The sequence below is a fragment of the Winogradskyella sp. genome, assembly GCF_965228925.1.
Taxonomy (GTDB): Bacteria; Bacteroidota; Bacteroidia; order Flavobacteriales; family Flavobacteriaceae; genus Winogradskyella.
In genome coordinates, this window is the sequence record NZ_OZ245845.1 from 4586427 (window position 1) to 4607650 (window position 21224).

Sequence of the window (21224 nt, forward strand, 5' to 3'; positions counted from 1 at the left end):
ATATAATGGGAGTCTATAAAGCATCTTATGTCTTGATAACACGAAATTCATAGCTTATCTTACTTATTTATTTCTTGATGAGGCGTTTAATCTGTGTTCCTCGTTCTGTACTAATCTCTACCAAGTAGATCCCGTTATCGTAGCGGCTCATGTCAATAGGACGATCGTCACCGCGCTGCTCCTCTAGGATCAGTCGGCCATTGACATCATAGATGCGTATCTGGCTTGTGGTGGTCAGCCCCTTGATTCTAAAACTGCTGCTGGTGGGGTTAGGGTATAATAGGATTTGTTCGCTCTCAAGACCTGTGATACTTAAGGTACCTACCCCCGCTTCTGAACAGTCATAAGTATCGCTGGTAATCTGTACGCCTGGTGTGTTGGTACAATCGGCCGTGGCCGTTCCACCACAGGCCGTAAAGAACTGGTCCTGGAACACCCCTTCGCTGTAGAAACAGATATCGGCATCGGCACTAATGTCCACATAGCGGATCTTGATATGGAACAGGACCTTTGGCGTGGAGGTGATCTGCAGCTCTGGTGCCGTCTCCAAACCGGCCAGCCCAATGTTCTGCTGGAAGGATAGGGACACCCTTGAGGTCGTATTGTCGTTCTGCACAAAGTCCCTGTAGGCTGGTGAAAAGGGTCCAAAGCTATAGCCCAAGATACTGCCGTCCGGTTGACTGTATGCTATGCTGTTATTCGTCGCGACGTTCTCGCCAAAGGCTGCCGTATTGTATTCCAGGTAGACCTGGCCCGAGCCTATATAAAAGTCCGTGGTTCCCGATATCACAATATCGGCTTCGTAGTAATCGTCCATACCATCATTGGTAATCTCTGCATTGGTAAAGGCCACAGTGACAGCGCTCGATAAGAGCTCCGTTGCGATTCCAGGTCTGCCAAACTGCTCGCCACGCCCGATATTAGGGTTGATCAATGCGTTGACATCCGCATTCTGGATTTGGTTATTGATGTCCATATCGGCATACTCATAGCCTGCCCCACCGATCAATTGGATCACCGCATTGGCATCCGAATTCTGGATCTGGGCATTGCCATCAAAATCACCTGAGTACATGGCATATTTGCCGTTGGGTAACAAAACAACTGAATTGTTGCCCCCTTCAACCTGGGAAGGCGCTGACGATAGATCGACTTCGGTAACTGTATCGCTCAATGTAAACGGAGTGCTGCTCATGATACCAACATGGTTGCGGTGGTTGATTACTACATAATAACTACCTTCTGGTATATTGAAAACTAACGGTTCGGCGTCCTCTATAAATGAATAATCAACTACATTACCTTCTCTGGTAAGCATAGCGGACTGTCCCGCTATTACTATTGAAGGGTCATCTTTATCGCGCAGTTCTACCCAGACCCAATCTACAAAGGCCCCAGGTCCTGAATAATGAAAAAACGCTGATACATCTTCTGGCGTCGCCACACCATCATAAGGCGAAATAATGATACTACTTGTGCCAAGGCGTAAATCGTCGCGCATTAAATGTTCTTCACCTGGATTAGGATTTAAAGCCGCCCCTTGCAAATACACTTTTGGCGCTACCAAAACATCGGTTGGACAAGTCGGATCCAGACCAGCATCGGTAATGCTCCAGCCATAAGTATCAATTAAATCCTGTCGCTGTGTTTCAGATAAACAATATTGACTAGTACCGCTATGTAAATTAATACTCAAAGGAATTTGTGTTTCTCCTCTAGAGGTATCTAAGGCAGCCCAGCCTATTAGGGTATCATCATAATTTTCTGTAGCCAAACCAGCATTTAAAAACATATCCTCAGCATCTGTTAAACTGGAAATATCCCAACTTCCCAAATCCTGATCAAAACTGGTCGCTCCAACAAACATCTCTCTCATAGACGTGACATTCCCCACTTCCCATTGGTCTAAGGGTTGATTGAAGCTTGTGGCTTCCCAGAACATAAATTCCATACTTTCAATGTTCGAAACATCCCATTGATTGAAGGTATCGTTCCCTACAAGGGATGTACATTGAAAAAACATACCGTTCAGGTCCGAGATATTGGAAAGGTCAGGAACATCTGAAGCCGTTACGTCTAAATTCGAACATTGGAAAAAAGCACCAGCTAACGACTCCCATGTAATGGATCCCCATTGTTGGACCTCCTGAAGCGCTGATACATCGAATGACTCAGGGCTCATAAAGAGGGTTCCAAAATCTCCAACAATGGAAACGGTATAGGTCCCTGGCAACATATATTCGTGAATGGCGTCACCTGTAAGACCAACTTCAACCGTACCATCCCCCCAGTTGACCGAATAGTCTGTACCTGTTCCCAGCGAAATGCGCTGATTTGGCGAAGTCGTTTCCCATACAGTAATAAAGCTATTGGGATTGACGCAGTCTGAAACTTTTCCTCCATCTTCGATCTCCCATCCATAGCTATCGATCAACTCTTGGCGTTGTATTTCGGACAAACAATATTGACTATCACCGCCATGGAAATCAACACCTGTTGGAATAGCTGTTTCGCCAGCGCTCGTATCTAAGGTCGCCCAGCCTATCAAGGTATTATCATAGTTTTCTGTAGATAAACCTGTGTTAATAAACATACCACCAGCATCAGCTAAACTAGAAATGTCCCAACCCCCTAAATCTTGGTCAAAACTAATGGCGTAATCGAACATATCATCCATATCAATGACACTTGAAACATCCCAGGTGCTGATGTTACCATTAAATGTCTCGGCACCCCAAAATAGCGTTGTCATATTGGTGACATTAGACACGTTCCAATTGTCTAGGTCTGAGTTGAACGCATGAGCAAAATAGAACATATCGTTGATGTCGGTGATGTTTGATAGGTTCCATGCATTAAAATCCGTATGGTCACCTGTAAGTCCTGAACATAACCCGAACATACTCTCCAGGCTTAACACCTGTGATAAATCTGGTACATCTGAAGCTGTGACATCCATATATATACAACCAAAGAACGCCGCTTTCATGGATTGCCATGGTATGGCACCCCATTGTGTGACTTTCCTAATCCGTTCGGCATAAGGTATATCTATATCCCCATTGTTAAAATAAATGGCAGGGAAGTTACCAATAATCCTTACTGTAAAAGTACCTCCCAAGACATAGTTATGAGTAACACTTCCCGTAGCGTATGCGTTGATATTACCATCGCCCCAGTCTACAACATAAGCATAATCATAAGCAGGATTCGTTGGAATAGTAATCGATTCTCCTGCACTGACCTGCCATTCGGTTATAAAAAAGTCCGTAGGCGCTAAACAATCCAATACAATGCCGTCATCATTAATGGTCCAGCCATAGGTCTCCACCAAGGATGCTCTTGCTTCCCAGGCCGCACAGAACTGACTATCACCGCCATGAAATTCAACATTTGTTGGTATTTGGGTCTCTCCAGCACTCGTATCCAAAGTCGCCCAACCTATTAAGGTATTGTCATAATTATTTGTAGATAAGCCAGCACCATTAAACATGCGGTACATCCTATTGATAGAGGAAATGTCCCAAGCTCCTAAGTCTTGGTCAAAATCCGTCGCGTTTTGAAACATGAATCTCATATCCGTGACATTGCTCACATCCCATGAGGAAATATCTTGGTTAAAATTAGTTTCAGCAAACATGGATCGCATGTCAGTAACATTACCGACTTCCCAATTGCTGAGATCCTGATTAAAATTAGTAGCAGCAATAAATGCTTGATTCATATATTCTATGTTGGAGACATCCCAAGCGTTGAAGCTACTGTTCCCCACTAAACTGGTACATGCTAAGAACATCCCACTAAGCGATGTGGCATTAGAAAGGTCTGGCGTATCGGTTGCTGTCACGTCTAAATTGGCACAACCCCTAAAAGCACCTCCCATACTCGTCCAAGGATTGGTACCCCACTGCACTACGGCTTTTAATCTATTTGACACCTCATTATAAAGGCTTCCAAACTCTGGTTGGGGAAAGTCTCCGATAATGGAAACATTATAAATGCCTGCGCTAGTATATCTGTGCTGGGAATCACCCATAATATGGGTTTCAACCGTACCGTCGCCCCAATCCACTACATAATGGTATCCTGGGTTTCCATCCGTCTCTATGATGACCAATTCATTAGCGGCAGTCGTTTCCCATTCAGTGATAAAATACTCCGTTTCTACAATATTAATGGTTACGGTGGCCTCACATTCGGTCATATTACCCATGGCATCAAACACCGCAAGTGTCACGGTATTTTCCCCTATATCATGAAAATCATAAGATAGTTCAGAACCGCCGTTTATGAGATAGGTGACAATACCCACATTGTCTGAGGATCCATTATCGATATCATTTGCCGTTATGGTAATTTCATTGTTATCTCGCGTTAAGTCAAAACTCAGATTCTGGCATATGGCAATTGGGCCTATAATATCCGTGATTAAAACAAAATCATTTCCATCACCGCCCATATAGCTTATAACCCCTGAAAAACCACCGAAGTCAAAACTAGCGCCTTCCGGAAGTCCGTGAAAGGTCCCTATAATGGGATCTGTCCCATCATTTTGGATAAGTACGATCTCTTGCGTGCCATCCGTAATGGTAAAATCGCCCGTAGGTTCAAATTTTACATTGTCCAATTCTAAGGTTCCCGTAAGGTTCAAAACATCATAGTTGACATCGCTCTCAATAAAAGGTTTGAAGATTGGGAAATTATTACTATTGATTGACGTTGTATATAATTTCAAATCACCATTAATGGTCAAGCTGCCAGCAGCCCCATCGGTTCCCGGATCTAGGCTTGCCTGAGTAACAATATCGATATTGCCATTGACAATACCATTGCCTTCCAATACCGTCCCAGAAGATTCAAACTCGCCTTTGTTCAGGACATTAACTATAGAACCTGCCGCCACCGTAAAGGACTCAAAAAACATATCCAGCTGACCAAAAGTCTGTTCATGGTTCGGTGTGTCTATTAGTACGGCCGTACTTGTAATCTGTGTCGTCGTTCCCGCAACTGCCGTATATTGGAACGCACCTGTAAAAGTATATGGCGTCGCACCGTACATCCTCAACTTGCCACCGTTATGGTTGATCCGTGCAGGGGAACTGCTATTGGTCGCTGTTTGATTGATACCGCCAGCTAAAAGACTGTCGAAACTAAATGTGAGATTCGTCGATTCTGTCAAGGTAAAGGTATCCGCCGTAAAGTAAATCGCACCGGTATCGATGGTTCCTAGTTCTAATGCATCCACGTCCTTGAATAATATCCCACTTGTGCGATGGTCCGTGGTACTGGAGCTCAGTTTATTGATGTTATTGTCCGCCGTATCAAGAACAAATGCACTGGTTAAGAACGTATTGCCCTCTAAAATCAATTCATTGGTGGTAATGACGCCGCCAGAAGCTTGTTGCACAATGTTTCCTCGTATGGTTAAATTGGAACCACCAGCCGTTTGTACGGGCGATGACAACAAAATATCACCGTCGCTGTATATGTAGTTCATATCCGTAGCGGCTGTTCCAGTGGCCGTAATGGCTCCAAGTGTAAGGCCTTCAATAGCTTTAATATCGATGGTATTTCCTTGCAGGCTTACCGTACCGTCAAATGTACTGTCGGTAATCGCAATATCGGCATCACCGGTGATGCTAAAGTCACCTTCTATATCCAAGACTCCTAATTGCGTGTAATTACTTATATCATTGATTATCAATCCATTCCCTGTTCCCGAAAGTGTAAAATCATCTTCAATGGTAATGCCATTATTACCATCACGCCCATTGAATATGATACCCCCGGTGATGGCAGTCATCGGAACTGACACCACTGTGCCCGTATCGCCCTCATAGGACAAGTCGCTACCGATAAGTTCTACCGAACCGTTTAAGCCACTAATCAATAGTGTACTATTATCATCTGAGATGGACAGCGTGATCTGGTCATCGTCCGTGATTGTATTGACATCCGTAATGGTCAATTCGCCTTGGTCGAGTTCGATTGTGGTTTCTACAGGATCCACGATGACGGTCACATCAAAGGCATAGGTGAATGGGGTACCTTCGACCAGTATCTCGTAGGTATTTGTCGTCGTGCCTATTGGAAACGGCGACCCTGAAGGCAACCCATCGATTTGTGCAGGTGCAGAAAATGGACATCCTACCGCTGCAAAGGTACTTATATCATAATCATAGGTTGGTAAATCCGTTCCTAGATTGGTATAAAGTGTGACATCTTCAATATCTGGATATGTTATCTGTGGAAGTACAGTTATAATAGTACTACAGTTTGCCGAAAGCCCGTCATCCGTGTTGACTTCCAGGGTAATATTATGGTCACCAATGGTACTGCAAGTAAACTGTACGGTATCTGAATTGTTAATACTGGAAGCTGTAAATTGGCCTTCCACGGCATCCAAAATAGCATTAAAGTCTAGTTCCAAAGTACCGTTTTCATCTAAAGTGAAAATCAAGTCGTCTTTACAAGTCAGTTGTAAGGGTGCCACACCCAGTCCTCTAATGTCAAAGCTGTAGGTGGGCACATCGGGGTCATTACTATTAATACTAATGGTCGTGTGCTGTGGTCCAACCGTTATTGGTGAAAATTCCACCACGAAGCTTGTACTTGCACCCACGGCAATATTGGAATTATACGTTCCGATGGTGAACTGGCTATTACTACTTGTAATACTAGAAATTCTTAGAATGTCTTCTCCAATATTCGATATGGTAAAGGTTTTGTTATTGGTAGTACCAACTTCAGTGTCTTCCATGTAGGTGCTTACAATACCAGTATCCTCATCGCATGCCTCAGCAATATTCACGCGAAAAGCGACATCTCTATCGTTCCATATAAAATGACGTCCCCTAGGGTAAAAATCATTGATGTAAAATGCCAGTCCCCAATCGGTCGTCGTTGGATCTGTTATGGCAAAGGTATACACTTCATCTTCTTGTAAATATGGGGTTTCATCAATAGTAATCGTATTAAATGTTCCTAAAGTGCCCGCGAGATTCTTGGTATAGATTAACTCTCCACTTGTGCCTTCGCCACGGTGTATGTTTAGGATGGCGTTCTGCGGAATCTCAAAGCCGTCAAAGGTATCAGGGACAAATTCAAAATACAGGCTTTCCATAAGTCCCGAACCTTCAGGTGAGAAGGATTGCCACTGGGTGTGATGCCCATTAAATCGATACCAAGTCGGGTGAATATTTTCTATGAGTTCCACGTTTCCTGAAACACAATCATTGACCGATATTTTTGCCGCTTTAACATCGACAGTCATTTCGTATTGACATAAGATCGTTCCTCCAAAGGATATCAACCCTATTTTTTGGGTATGCAGTCCCGGACCAAATTCTTTCTCTTCGCCTTCTGCAAGCGTCCCATCCTCGTTTAAAAATTGGAAATTAAAGTTTTGTATTAATGGTGTCGTCGTACCTGTTAAATTCACCAAACTTTGTGCATTAATAACAGTAGAACTGTCTCCTGCATTCATATAAAGCTCTGCCTCATCCTGCCATTCAAATTTTGGAATAACAAAATATATATCATCAACGACGGCATGAGGACCATAACGTAATAAAAGCCAGTATTGCACCCCGGCACTAATACTGCCATTATATCCGCCTTGATTATCTAAGGCAACGAGTTGGCTATAGCATGATCTGTAATTAAAATCTGATAAGGTAGAATGTAGCGTTACCGAAAAGTTATCTTGACTGGTATTGCCGGGAAGGAAATTATTGCATTTACCTGCAGGAAACGTAATATCGATTATTTGCGCGGTGTTATCCACGGGCGGACAATCGATGGTCAATTCTATCCATCCATGCTCTGTATTACTGTCATGGTTGCCTTGAGCGATACTGCTGTTAGATGTATAAGTGCTATTAAGATAGCTTCCACCGCCACCGCCATTATTCAGTTCGGAACCGCCGCCGCCGCCTGAGTAGCCGCCACCGCCGCCACCGCCTTGGTCGCCAGCACCACCACCGCCAAAGCCCCAGCCACCATTTTGACTCGGACTACTACGCCAACCGCCATCACCACCGCTGGGTAGGCCTTTCTCACCTCCCATTGGATCACCATTATCCCCAAAAACCATGTTGTTCCCCGTTCCTTTAGAAAAGGCACCACCGCCACCGCCGGCATAATCGGTAAATCCAAAAGTGGAATCACCGCCTCCGGTACCTCCTTCGCCATTAGTACCGCCAACACCGCCGTAGGTTCCATGGCCACTCCCCCCAGACGTTGTTGAGCGCCCGCCTTGACCATCTTGATCATCGACACAGAATCCTAGTGCGTTTCCACGGTAGGCACCGCCACCGCCACCAGCAACCGCAATGATTTCCCAATCACTAGGAATATCATTGAGTTTTGCCAATACTGCAGTACCGCCGCCGCCACTGCCTCTGGCTCCTACATTACTCACATCTCCTCTATCCTGGTCGGTTCCTTTGCCGCCAACAATAAATCTGAGTTTGGTCCCAGGTGGAATTTCATTGGTACCATAGCCTACGGTTAAAGTAAACTCGACAATAGCACCATTTCCGCCTCCAGACACACAATCCGAAACTTTTGCAAAACCACCGTCACCACCTCGTATTTTAAAGGTTAGTATTTCACCGGGGTTAGCATCTTCAGCTATCCTGTAGTCTTGCTTGCTTCCTGTGTATTCGTAAAGAAACTCGCCAGCATAAAAGGGCTCTCTTTGTGCCTTGGCTGACATAGCGCAGCTACACCACAGTAAGGTCATTATCACCTTTATAGCAATTGATCTAAGACTATTATTATTCCGACTATTTAGGGCTTTAGTAATCATAATAAATATTTTTTTTGCAAGTTAGGACGCGCTCTTAGGGTGAGAAATAAGAGCCAGCACGTATATATTACGTAGCGGTACGCAAGGTTTAAAAGAAATATCCCATGCCTTAGTGGCACGGGATTTCTAGGTCTTATAAGCTATTTAATTCTATTTTTTAATCAGTCGCTTAATCTGTGTACCGCGTTCAGTGCTAATCTCTACCAGATAGACCCCGTTGTCGTAATGGCTCATATCGATAGGGCGGTCGTCACTGCACTGCTCTTCTAGGATCAATCGGCCATTGACATCATAGATACGTATCTGGCTTGTTGTGGTCAGTCCCTTGATACTAAAACTACTGCTGGTTGGGTTAGGGTATAATAGTATCTGATCGGTCTCAAGACTGCTAATGCCCAAGGTATCTACACCCGCTTCAGAACAGTCATAGCTATCGTTGGTAATCTGTACGCCCGGTGTATTGGTACAATCTGCCGTGGCCGTTCCGCCGCAGGCCGTAAAGAACTGATCCTGGAACACACCGTCATTGTAGAAACACGCACCTGCATCCTGACTCACATCCATATAACGGATCTTGATATGGAACAAGACCTTTGGTGTCGAGGTCACCTCTAGCTCAGGTGCGGTCTCTAAACCTGCTAAAGCGATATTCTGTTGGAAGGATAATGACACTCTTGACGTGGTATTATCGTTCTGTATAAAATCTTTATAAGCCGGTGAGAAAGTCCCAAAACTGTAGCCTAATATAGTAGTGTCCGGTTGGCTGTATACTATGCTGTTATTCGTAGCCACGTTCTCACCAAAGGCTGCCGTATTGTATTCCAAGTACACCTGACCTGAGCCTAGGTAGAAATCCGTTGTACCCGATATCATGATATCGGCCTCGTAGTAATCGTCCATACCATCATTGGTAATCTGTGCATTGGCAAAGGCCAAAGTGACGTCGGTCGATAACATTTCGGAAGTTACACCTGGTCTGCTACTAAACTGCTCTCCTCGTCCGATGTTAGGGCTGATCAGTACATTAACATCTGTATTCTGAATCTGTGTATTGATGTCCATATCGGCGTCTTCGTAGCCTGCGCCACCAATTAATTGGATGACAGCGTTAGCATCCGTATTCTGAATCTGCGCATTACCGTCAAAATCGCCCGTATACATCCCGTAGTTCCCATTGGATAATAGTAGGACCGAATTGGCCCCACCCTCGACCATGGAAGGCTCTGAGGACAGATCGACTTCAGTCACCGTACTGGTTAATGACACCGCATTGGCGCTTCTTATATCCAAATGGTTACGATGCTCTACAACAACAAAGTAGTTCCCTTCTGATATGCTGAATGCGAGTGGTGATATACCATCAATATCGACCACATCACCATCCCGCTGTAATAAGGCCGATCGGGTACTACCAACTATTAAACCTGGAAGAACAGCACTGCCACTAGGAATTAGGCGTACCCAGACCCAGTCTACAATCGCATCAGAACCTGTTGCTGTCAATACAGAAGCATCAATAGTTAGGCCATCGCTATAAGGTGTATTTAACGGGAACAAACCATTGACTCTAAGATCATCACGCATTAAACTTTCCTCGCCAAGATTTGCATTCAGGGAGGCGCCTTGTAAATACACTTTAGGTGCTACCAAAATATCGGTAGGACAGCTTGGGTCGAGACCACCATCTGTAATGCTCCAGCCATAGCTATCTATAAGCTCTTGACGCTTGTCTTCCGACAAACAATATTGGCTACTACCCCCATTAAAGGTAATCCCTGTTGGGATTTGTGTTTCCCCAGTATCTAAGGTGGCCCAACCAATTAAGGTAGCGTCATAATTGGTAGTGGATACCCCTGCATTGGTAAACATAGTGTTAAACCCCGTTAGACTAGAAATATCCCAAGCCCCAAGATCTTGGTCAAAATTGGTGGCATGGGCAAACATGCGCTGCATACTAGCCGTATTACTGACATCCCAATTACTGAGGTCCTGATTAAAACTTGTAGCTAAGCTAAACATTAATTCCATATTTTCAACAGAAGATACAATCCAATTGTCTAGTGGCTGATTGAAGTTCTCAGCGCGCAAGAACATTTTGTTCATTTTTTCAACATTGGCCACATTCCAAGTATTTAGGGGTTGATTGAAGTTGGTCGCATCTGAAAACATATCCTCCATATCGGTGACACTAGAGACATTCCAAGCGTCTAGAGGTTGATTATAATTGCTCATTTCGGAGAACATCTCACTCATATTTTGTACGGACGAGACATTCCAGTTGTTGATATTTTGATTAAAATTACTAGCCTGAAAGAACATTGATCTCATGGTTGTCACGGAAGACACATTCCAACTGCTAATATCTTGGTTGAAGTTAGTGGCAGAAGCGAACATAAAAGCCATGTTTTCAACGGCCGATACGTTCCAGTTGTTCAGGTCCTGGTTAAAGTTCGTAGTTCCAAAAAACATCCCTTCCATAGTTTCTATGTTGGAGACTTCCCAAGCATTAAAACTCGTGTTGCCCACTAAGCTCTCACAAAGCGCCAACATGCCATCGGCAATCGTTACCTGGGATAGGTCAGGTAGATCTGTAGCTGTAATATCTAAATGCTTGCAACCTGTAAATGCATAATCCATACTGGTCCATTCCATGGTTCCCCATTGTTGAACCTCCTTAATCTTTAAACGGTCTCCGCCGAAGTTGAAATAAATTCTTGGGAAATCCCCTATAATCTTTACGGCATACTCACCAGCGACATCATATACATGAGTGGCATCTCCCGTAAGATCGGTTTCAATAGTGCCATCTCCCCAATTTATGCTATAGTTATATCCTGAACCTGTGGTTGGAATGGTGATACTCTCGTTATCGGAAGTCGTTTCCCAAAGGGTAACAAAACTATTAAAATCGAAACACAAGGTCGCTTCTCCTCCATCTGTAATACCCCAACCATAGGTATCTATAAGCTCTTGACGCTCATCTTCTGATAAACAAAATTGACTATTACCTCCATTAAAGGTAATATTTGAGGGAATTTGCGTCTCTCCGGCAGCGGTATTTAAGGTCGCCCAGCCTATTAAGGTTGTATCGTAATTATCTGTCGATAAGCCTGCATCAAAAAACATATCCTTAGCATCCGTTAAACTGGAAATGTCCCAAGTCCCCAAATCTTGATCGAAACTGATAGCACCGCCAAACATCTCTTGCATAGAAGTAACATTACCTACATTCCACTCATCTAGGGGCTGATTGAAACTTGTGGCTTCCCAGAACATAAATTCCATACTTTCAATGTTCGAAACATCCCATTGATTGAAGGTATCGTTCCCTATAAGAGATGTACATTGCAAAAACATGCCGTTCAGGTCCGTGATATTGGAAAGGTCAGGAACATCTGAAGCCGTTACATCTAAATTAGAACATTGGAAAAAAGCCCCTGTTAATGAATCCCATGTAATGGATCCCCATTGTTGAACCTCCTGAAGTGCTGATACATCGAATACCTCAGGGCTAATAAAAATGGTTCCAAAATCTCCAATAATGGAAACGGTATAGGTCCCTGGTGATATATACTCGTGAATGGCAGCACCTGAGAGACCAACTTCAATGGTGCCATCTCCCCAGTCTACGTTATAATTTGTTCCTATTCCTATACTAATGTTTTGGTTTGCTGAAGTGATGTCCCATTCGGTGATAAAGGCATCCGTACAGTTAATGCCACCATCGCTCATGGTCCAGTTGAATCCTGTAGAAGCGGTCAAGGCCTCTCTTGCACTTTGGCCTAAGCAGTATTGGCTACTTCCCCCATTAAAGTTGATATTTAAAGGGACTTGAGTTTCTCCGGTATCTAGTGTCGACCAACCTATCAATAACTTATCATAATTTGATATGGATAGTTGTGCTCCAGAGAATATATCATACATATCTGTTACAGAAGAAATATCCCAATTCCCAATATCCTGATCGAAATCCCCAGCAAACGAAAACATAAAAATCATATTGCTTACATTGGAGACATCCCAGTTATTCAAAGGCTGATTAAAGGCCGCAGCACGATCGAACATTGCAGACATGTTATTAACATTTGACACGTTCCAATTATTCAAAGGTTGGTTAAAATGTCTGGCATTCTCAAAGAGTGATTCCATGTTGGTAATGGTACTTACATCCCAAGTATCAAAACTTGCGTTCCCAACCATATGCTCACAGCGCCGAAACATTTGTCTTAAACTGCTAGCATTAGATAAATCAGGTGCATCTGAAGCTGTCACTTCCAAGTTTAAACACCCCAAAAAGGCATTTTCCATACTCGTCCATGCTATGGCACCCCATTGTTGCACCTCTTTAATCTTAGCTCTATCGCCCTGGTCATTAAAGTAGACTCTAGGGAAATCCCCCGAAATATAAATCGTGTAAGTTCCTGCGGTTGCATATTCATGGGTAGCATCTCCTGTAACTCCAATATCTACGGTACCGTCGCCCCAATCTATAGCATAATTATAGCCTGAACCTGTTGTTGGGATGGTGATACTCTCATTATCTGAAGTCGTTTCCCAAACAGTGACAAAACTATTAGATTCGAAACACAACAAAGCTCTACCAGCATCTGCAATGGTCCAACCGTAGGTATTTATGAGTTCAGACCTTTTAGCTTCCGACACACAGTACTGGCTGTCTCCTCCATCAAAATTAATCCCTGTTGGAATTTGTGTTTCTCCATTAGCGGTATCTAAAGTGGCCCAACCTATTAGGGTATCGTCATAATTTTCTATTGCTAAACCAGCATTTAAAAACATATACTTAGCACCTGTTAAACTGGAAATATCCCAACTTCCTAAATCTTGATCAAAACTGGTCGCTCCAACAAACATCTCTCTCATAGAAGTGACATTCCCCACTTCCCATTGGTCTAAGGATTGATTGAAACTTGTGGCTTCCCAGAACATAAATTCCATACTTTCAATGTTCGAAACATCCCATTGATTGAAGGTATCGTTCCCTACAAGGGATGTGCATTGCAAAAACATGCCGTTCAGGTCCGTGATATTGGAAAGGTCAGGAACATCTGAAGCCGTTACTTCTAAATTCGAACACTGGTAAAAAGCACCCGCTAATGAATTCCACCTAATGGATCCCCATTGTTGGACCTCCTGAAGTGCCGATACGTCGGATAACTCGGGGTTCATAGAGATGGTTCCAAAATCTCCAACAATGGAAACGGTGTAGGTCCCTGGTGATATATAGTCGTGAATGGCGTCACCTGAAAGACCAACTTCAATGGTACCATCACCCCAGTTGACGGAATAGTTCGTTCCTGTTCCCAGCGAAATGCGCTGATTTGCCGAAGTCGTTTCCCATAAAGTAATAAAGCTATTGGGGTTGACACAGTCCGAAACTTTTCCAGCATCGGCAATAGTCCAACCAAAATTGCTGATCAACTCCTGTCTCTTAAATTCGCTTTCACAGTATCGACTATTACCGGCATTGAGGTTGACATTTATTGGAATTTGGGTCTCACCAGCCTCTAAGGTGGCCCATCCGATAAGCGTATTGTCATAATTTTCGGCAGACAATGCCGTATTAAAGAGCATACCTTGCATCGTAGGGGATTGTAAGCCTGAAATATCCCAGGCGCCTAAGTTGCGATCAAAATTAGTGGCATTCCTAAACATATCGCGCATATTTTGTACTTGGCTCACATCCCAGCTAGAAATATCCTGATCGAAACTATTAGCGCTTAAAAACATGCTGAACATATTGGTTACTTGACCTACATTCCATGATGCAATATTTTGGTTGAATGCCGTATTACTTTGAAACATACGTTTCATATCTAAAACATTATCCACTATCCAAGTGGAAATATTCTGGTTAAAGTTCGAATCCCTAAAGAGCGAAGACATATCCTCAACATGGCTTACATCCCAATTCGAAATATCCGCCCAAAGATCCATATCAATATTAGTCCCAGCATCCTGAAGCATACGTTCCATGTCGGTCACATTTGATAAATCAGGGGCGTCTGTTGCTGATATGACTAAGTTCTGACAACCTTGAAATGCCCTGTCCATGGAGCTCCATGCGATATCGCCCCATTGTTCTATTTCTACGAGCTTTAAGCGGTCCCCTCCATTGTTGAAATACATATGCGGGAAGTCCCCATTAATCTTAACCGTATATAATCCGGCGTTTGTATAGGTATGTGTTGCATCACCTGTAAGATTGTAGGTGAAGGTGCCATCGCCCCAATCCACACTGTAGTCATAGGTTGTTCCCAATGAAGTCGCTGTTGCAATGGTAATTTCATTAGCTGCCGATGTTCCGACATTATCTGTTTGCCATTTGGTAATAAAGGCAGCCCCACAATCCACACCGCCATCGGTGAAGCTCCAATTGTGATTGGTAATGATGCTCTGTTTCGAAGGTTCCCCAAGACACAGAACAGCATCGGTACCGAAGTTCACATGATCTTGCAGGGTCAACTGGTTCCAACGAATTAATAGATTGTCATAATTTCCTGATGAAAAAGCCGTCCCTATAAGCATGTCGTCTGCAGTTTGAACATTAGAGACATCCCAATTACCAATCGGTTGATTAAAATTAGTTGCACCATTGAACATATAAGCCATAGTGATCACCTGACTCACATTCCAACCTGAAATATCCTGATTGAAATTCACCGCATTTTGGAACATGGCATTCATAGTGATGACCTGTGCAGGGTTCCAACTAGAAATATTGCCGTTAAAGTTAGTAGCCTCCAGGAACATGAAATCCATTTCCTGAACCTGGCTCACATTCCAGCTGTTTAAATCTTGGTTGAAATCTTCCGCACGGTTGAACATATAACTCATGTCCACCACATTGCCTACGTTCCAGTTCCCAATAGCGCCATTAAAGTCTAAGGCATCCAAGAACATAAAGTCCATAAATTGCACTTGGGAGGTATTCCAGCTGTTAAGATCTTGATTAAAAGATTCGGCCCCATTAAACATACTGCTCATAGTCGTGACATTGCTCACGTTCCAGTTGTCTAAGGGTTGGTTAAAATTTGTGGCAGATACAAACAGAAGTTGCATATTTTCTATGGTACTCACATCCCAATTGTTAATGGAAGGATTACCCACCAACGATCGGCAGTTGTCAAACATGCCAAATAAGGTGGTAACATTAGACAAATCAGGAACGTCCATAGCCAATAGATCCATATTTTCGCAGTCAGAAAAGGCACTATCAAAGGAACTCCAAATGTTAGCGCCCCATTCGTCGATACTGATCAGTTTTTCGGCATCGCCGCTAGATATAAACTTAGGGAAGAGGCCTCGTATGCGAATCGTATAAGTCCCTGCTGTATCGTAGGTATGTGTTATGTTCCCAGTAACGTCTGTTTGAAAGGTCCCGTCACCCCAATCAATGGCGAAGTCATAAGTTAAGCTATTATCTGTAAAGATGGTAATCTGGTCGTCCGCACTACTGCCCGAATTATCGGTTTTCCAAGTCGTTATAAAAGCATCTTTAAAATAATTGTATTTCAAAACCACGTCGTTACCATCACCCCCGGTATAACTAATAATGCCATCAAAGTCGCCAAAAGTTACCTCAGCCTCCTCAGGAAGGTTATTAAAGGTTCCTATGACGGCGTCGTCACCGTCGTTGTCAATGATAATGACCTCATCGCCACGTTGTGCGGTATAGCCTCCTAAAGGCGCTAAATTGGCATTATCTAAAGTGACTGTACCAAATACGGTTAGCGCGTCATAGGTATTACTATTTTCTATTACAGGTGCAAACGTTGCCGAAGTAATGGACAGATCATTTAAAGCTAGAGTGGCCACATTACCAATCCCTCCTGGCGTAAGTGTTGCATCGTTTTCTACAATGGTCGGTGCTCCTGAAAGGGAGCCTCGACCTTTCAATACAGTCGACACACCGCTAAATCGGCCTTCATTCAAAATACTAGTGAAGCTGTCTACAATAAATGTCCCCGTTCCATTTATAGTTCCAAAGTTTGGAGTGATACTGGTATTCAATGTTGTCGTTCCACTAAAATTGGTAGTAACTGTACTACTACCGTTATAATCTAAAGCGCCATCAAAATCATTTATTGTACCGTTAAAATTAATGGTCCCAGCATTATGATTAATAACAGCGGGATTAGCCACATCTATTGCTGTGATGCTGACATTTCCATTGAGATGACTTATTCCAGATCCATTTTTAGCAAGTATGGTGTTTTCAGAAAGCGCAATATCACTAGCTGTTAGCAATAGTTCGTCGACTATGATTTCTTGTAGCTCAACGGTATTACTATCTGTATAATTAAGCGTCGCTATAGGTCTACTAGAATTTTTAACCTCAAGCGATGCCACATCGTTATTGGCAAGATTCAATTCAACATTAGTGGTTCCTAATAGATTCCCTTCAAAAGTGAGCCTATTTGTTGTGATGGTACCCGAAGCGGTTTGCTCAATAAGATCTCCTTGTAATGCTCTTAGCCGAAGATCAGAATCCCCTGCTGTCTGCACTGGCCCTGTTAAGCTTATGTTGCCTTGGTAAGAGGATAGGCTATTTAATATTGAATTATCGGTTCCTGTGGTGGTTACTGTTCCTAGCGTGAGATCTCCTGTTGCGATAAATATGATGCCCGAAGCTTCTATATTAACGAGTCCTGCAAATTGTACATTGTTGTTGAATACTGCAGAATTTAAGTTAATGCTAAAATGCGTTTGCAAGGTCGTGGTTCCTGATATATTCATTACTGTAGATCCAGCATCAGAGATGCGATCAACACCTGTAATGGATAAATTTCTGGCGTTTAGTGAAAACAATGAGACTGTTCCACCGGTATTTCCATTGATGGTGAAGTCACCTTCAATATCTATAATTCCTGATTGTGAATGACTCCTTATATCATTTAGAGTGATACTGTTAGTCGTCCCTGTTAGTGTAAGGTCATTCGCAAATGTTACCGTATTATCGCCATTACCTGCGTTGAATTCAATCCCTGATACCAAATTTATCAATGGTAGCGTAACGGTAGTGGCATCTACAAGCGTTGGTCCTCCAATCACCTGTACAGGCGCTATAAGGTTGCTGATGGTTAAGGTCGTGCCATCACTGGATAATGAAATTTGATCGTCAGAAATGGCGCCATTTGTATCGGTAATCGTAAGCTTACCTCCAGAAAAGTCAACAGTCGTTTCGACCAAAGTTAAAACCACATCGTTCCCGTCGCCACCTATATAACTAATGACGCCTTCAAAATTACCAAAAGTAATGGTACTCCCTTCTGGATAGCCGTTAAATGTCCCTACAACAGCATCCGTCCCATCATTGTTGATTAGTACCATCGGAAGACTTCCAAAGGTCTCTGTTCCCGTGATTGGTTCCAAAGTAGCATTAGTCAAAGTTACCGCACCTTGCACCTGTAGGAAATCATAATCATCATCATTTTCAATCACTGGCGCAAACGTTGCCGAAGAAATTGCTAAGTCATTCAAAGACAGTGAGGCGACATCCCCAATTCCTCCTGGTGTAAGTGTAGCGTCATTCTCTACGATTGTTGGTGCTCCAGAAAGTGAACCTCGACCTTTCAATACAGTCGACGCACCGCTGAATCGGCCTTCATTTAAAATACTAGTAAAGCTGTCTACAATAAAAGTCCCTGAACTATTTAAAACTCCAAAGGTGGATGTAATTCCAGTGGTACTCAACGTTGTTGTGCCATTAAAATTGGTTGTGACTCCAATACTGGCGTTGTATTCTAAAGCGCCATCGAGATGATGGGTTGTACCATTAAAGTTAAGCGTCCCTGCATTATGAGTAATGACGGCGGGATTCGCCACATCCGTAGTTGTGATGGTAACATTACCATTGAATTCACTTATACCCGATCCATTTTTATTAAAGATGGTATTTTCAGAAAGTGTAATGGTGTTGGCCGTTAACACTAGTTCGTCTACTATGATTTCTTGTAGTTCTATGGTATTAATATCTTCATAATTAAGGGTCGCCACAGGTCGACTTGAATTTTTAGCCTCAAGCGCTGCCACATTGTTATTGGCTAGGTTTAATATAATATCAGTGGTCCCTGATGGATTGCCTTCCAAAGAGAGTCTATTGGTCGTGATCGTACCAGAAGCGCTTTGCTCAATAAGATCTCCTTGTAATACTCTTAGCATTATATTGGAATCCCCACCCGTCTGCACCGGACCTGTTAAGCTTATGTTGCCTTGGGTAGCCGTTAGGAAATTTAATATGTCACTATCCGTCCCTGTGGTGGTTACTGTCCCAAAGGTGAGATTTCCCGTTGCCGCAAAGATTACACCTGGAGCTTCTATAGTAACCAATCCTGCTAATTGTACATCATTATCGAATATCGCAGCATCAAAAACTATATCCTCAATGGCTTGTAAGGTAGTTGTTCCTGATATATTCATTACCGAGGAATCATTATCCCTTATACGGTCAACACCTGTAATCAATAGATTTCTGGCGTTGAGGGAAAACAAAGTCACATCTCCACCTGTAATGCCATTGATGGTGAGATCGCCTTCAATAGCTATACCACCTGTTTGTGAATAGCTGTTTATATCGTTTAAAACAATGCTGTTAGTAGTTCCTGTTAGCGAAAGGTCATTAGCGAATGTTACCGTATTATCACCATTACCGGCATTGAACTCAATCCCTGCAGTAATAGCTGTTATTGGAACCGTTACTGTAGTGGTATCGAATAAGGTAGGACCTCCTGAAACATTTGGTAGCACCAAATTACTGATCGTCAGTGTGGTACCATCGCTCGAAAAGGTAATTTGATCATCAGAATCATTCTCAATATCTGTAATGATTAGTTTACCGTCAACTAATACTACGGAGGTTTCTGCTGGAATTCTATCGATAATGACATCAAAACTACAAGACGATGTATTGCCACTTAAATCTGAAACGTTATAGGTAATGGTTGTGGTTCCCAGAGGGAACTCACTTCCTGAAGGGAGTCCTGTGGTGGGTATCGTCGTCGGCCCTGTAAGTTGTAAAATATATGGACGTCGTGTGACAGCAAATGTAGAAATCCAACCACCATCACCATTACTAGATAATAAGGCGTAGTCTCGATTCCCTGATTGATTAGGTTGACTAGCAAACCAGTTTTCATAGGTTATAGTGGTATTGCCATCATGCCAAACGAAGGCGCCTTCTGTATCCACATCATTATAGCCTATCAATACGCTCTCATCTCCAAAAATAGCATCGACACCCGTTCTAATTAAAGTATTGAGCTCTTCATCTATTATGGTAGCAACACGACCGCCTAAGGCTTCTGCTTGTGCAAAGGCTAAGTCGCATCGCTCATAACTATCAGATACGTAATAGAATTTATCATCACGAGCACCCAAATAGGTAAAGCCATCTGGTGGTACAATAGAACAATCGGAGTAAGCGGGAGGCTCATAACGCACTATCGGTAAAGGATCACCAGGGTTTAAGGTCATACTTATATCTTCGGGACAGGTTAATTCTGGGGCCCGGTTATCTATAATTTCTATGGTCGTACTACAAGCAGCACTTTGCCCTGAGGAATCCTCTACTCTCAAGGTCACTGTTTGGGGCCCTATATCATCGCAAGTAAAGAAGTTGGGGTTTACCGTTTGAAATATCAGGCTTTCTCCATCTGAAGTACCACTTCCCGCAGTCATTTGGCCGAATGTGATATTAACCGTACCGCTTGCTCCTAGGGCAAAGGAACGATTTTCTCTACACATGACATAGGGTCCTTGATCACGCCAATTGATACGAAAACGAAAGTCAATAAGGCCAGTAATCCCTCCAGCAGTAGAAGCTTCCTCCCAAGTTGTAGAACCGGTATCTACCCAAAATACCTCACCATCTGGGTAGGAATCCAATGAGGAAAGATTAAAGTTTATAATAGCGCCGTCAGGGACCACGATGACAAAGGCATAGGTCTCTCCTGCCAAAAGATTAATAGTATCGGGGATTGGAACCGTTGTCTCTTCATGGACCGCAGGGAACGAAATCTCTGTAGCCGCTAAAGTAAAGGAAAAATTGCTCAAAATGGTACTGCTGTTAGGATCTGCACCTTGAGCAATAAAAATATTTGCCTCGCGTTCGATAAAATTTTTACGCCAAACTGTAAAACTGTCTAATATCCCGTCACAGTCAGGCACAAAGCTTTGATAAAAGGCAAATTGGTCACCTTCAACATTTGACCCATCAGTAATATTTTGAATAATATTATCTGGAGTGCCACAGGTTTGGGCATAAGATTGTACAAAAAATAGAAGTCCTATTAGTAAAAACACAGGGGATTTCACAGTCATGATTGTCGTATTTTAAATCATGAGCAAGGTATCGTCAACCTTAGGGATACGAAATAAGAGCCGACACGTATTT

2 protein-coding genes are annotated in these 21224 nt (G+C 43.1%); both read right to left on the minus strand.

The genetic code is table 11. The features are described from left to right. Nucleotides 1–67: 67 nt before the first annotated feature. On the minus strand, nt 68–8812 hold the full coding sequence (locus tag ACO052_RS19245) for a BspA family leucine-rich repeat surface protein (protein WP_422105423.1): 8745 nt from the start codon (nt 8810–8812) through the stop codon (nt 68–70). Nucleotides 8813–8962: 150 nt separating this feature from the next. Continuing rightward, nucleotides 8963–21151: a BspA family leucine-rich repeat surface protein gene (locus ACO052_RS19250; RefSeq protein WP_422105424.1), complete on the minus strand. Its 12189-nt coding sequence runs from the start codon at nt 21149–21151 to the stop codon at nt 8963–8965. Nucleotides 21152–21224: the final 73 nt, after the last annotated feature.

Bases quoted from the DNA above. Each gene is read 5' to 3' on its own strand.
- ACO052_RS19245 (WP_422105423.1), bottom strand. From the start codon at position 8,812: ATGATTACTAAAGCCCTAAATAGTCGGAATAATAATAGTCTTAGATCA.
- ACO052_RS19250 (WP_422105424.1), bottom strand. From the start codon at position 21,151: ATGACTGTGAAATCCCCTGTGTTTTTACTAATAGGACTTCTATTTTTT.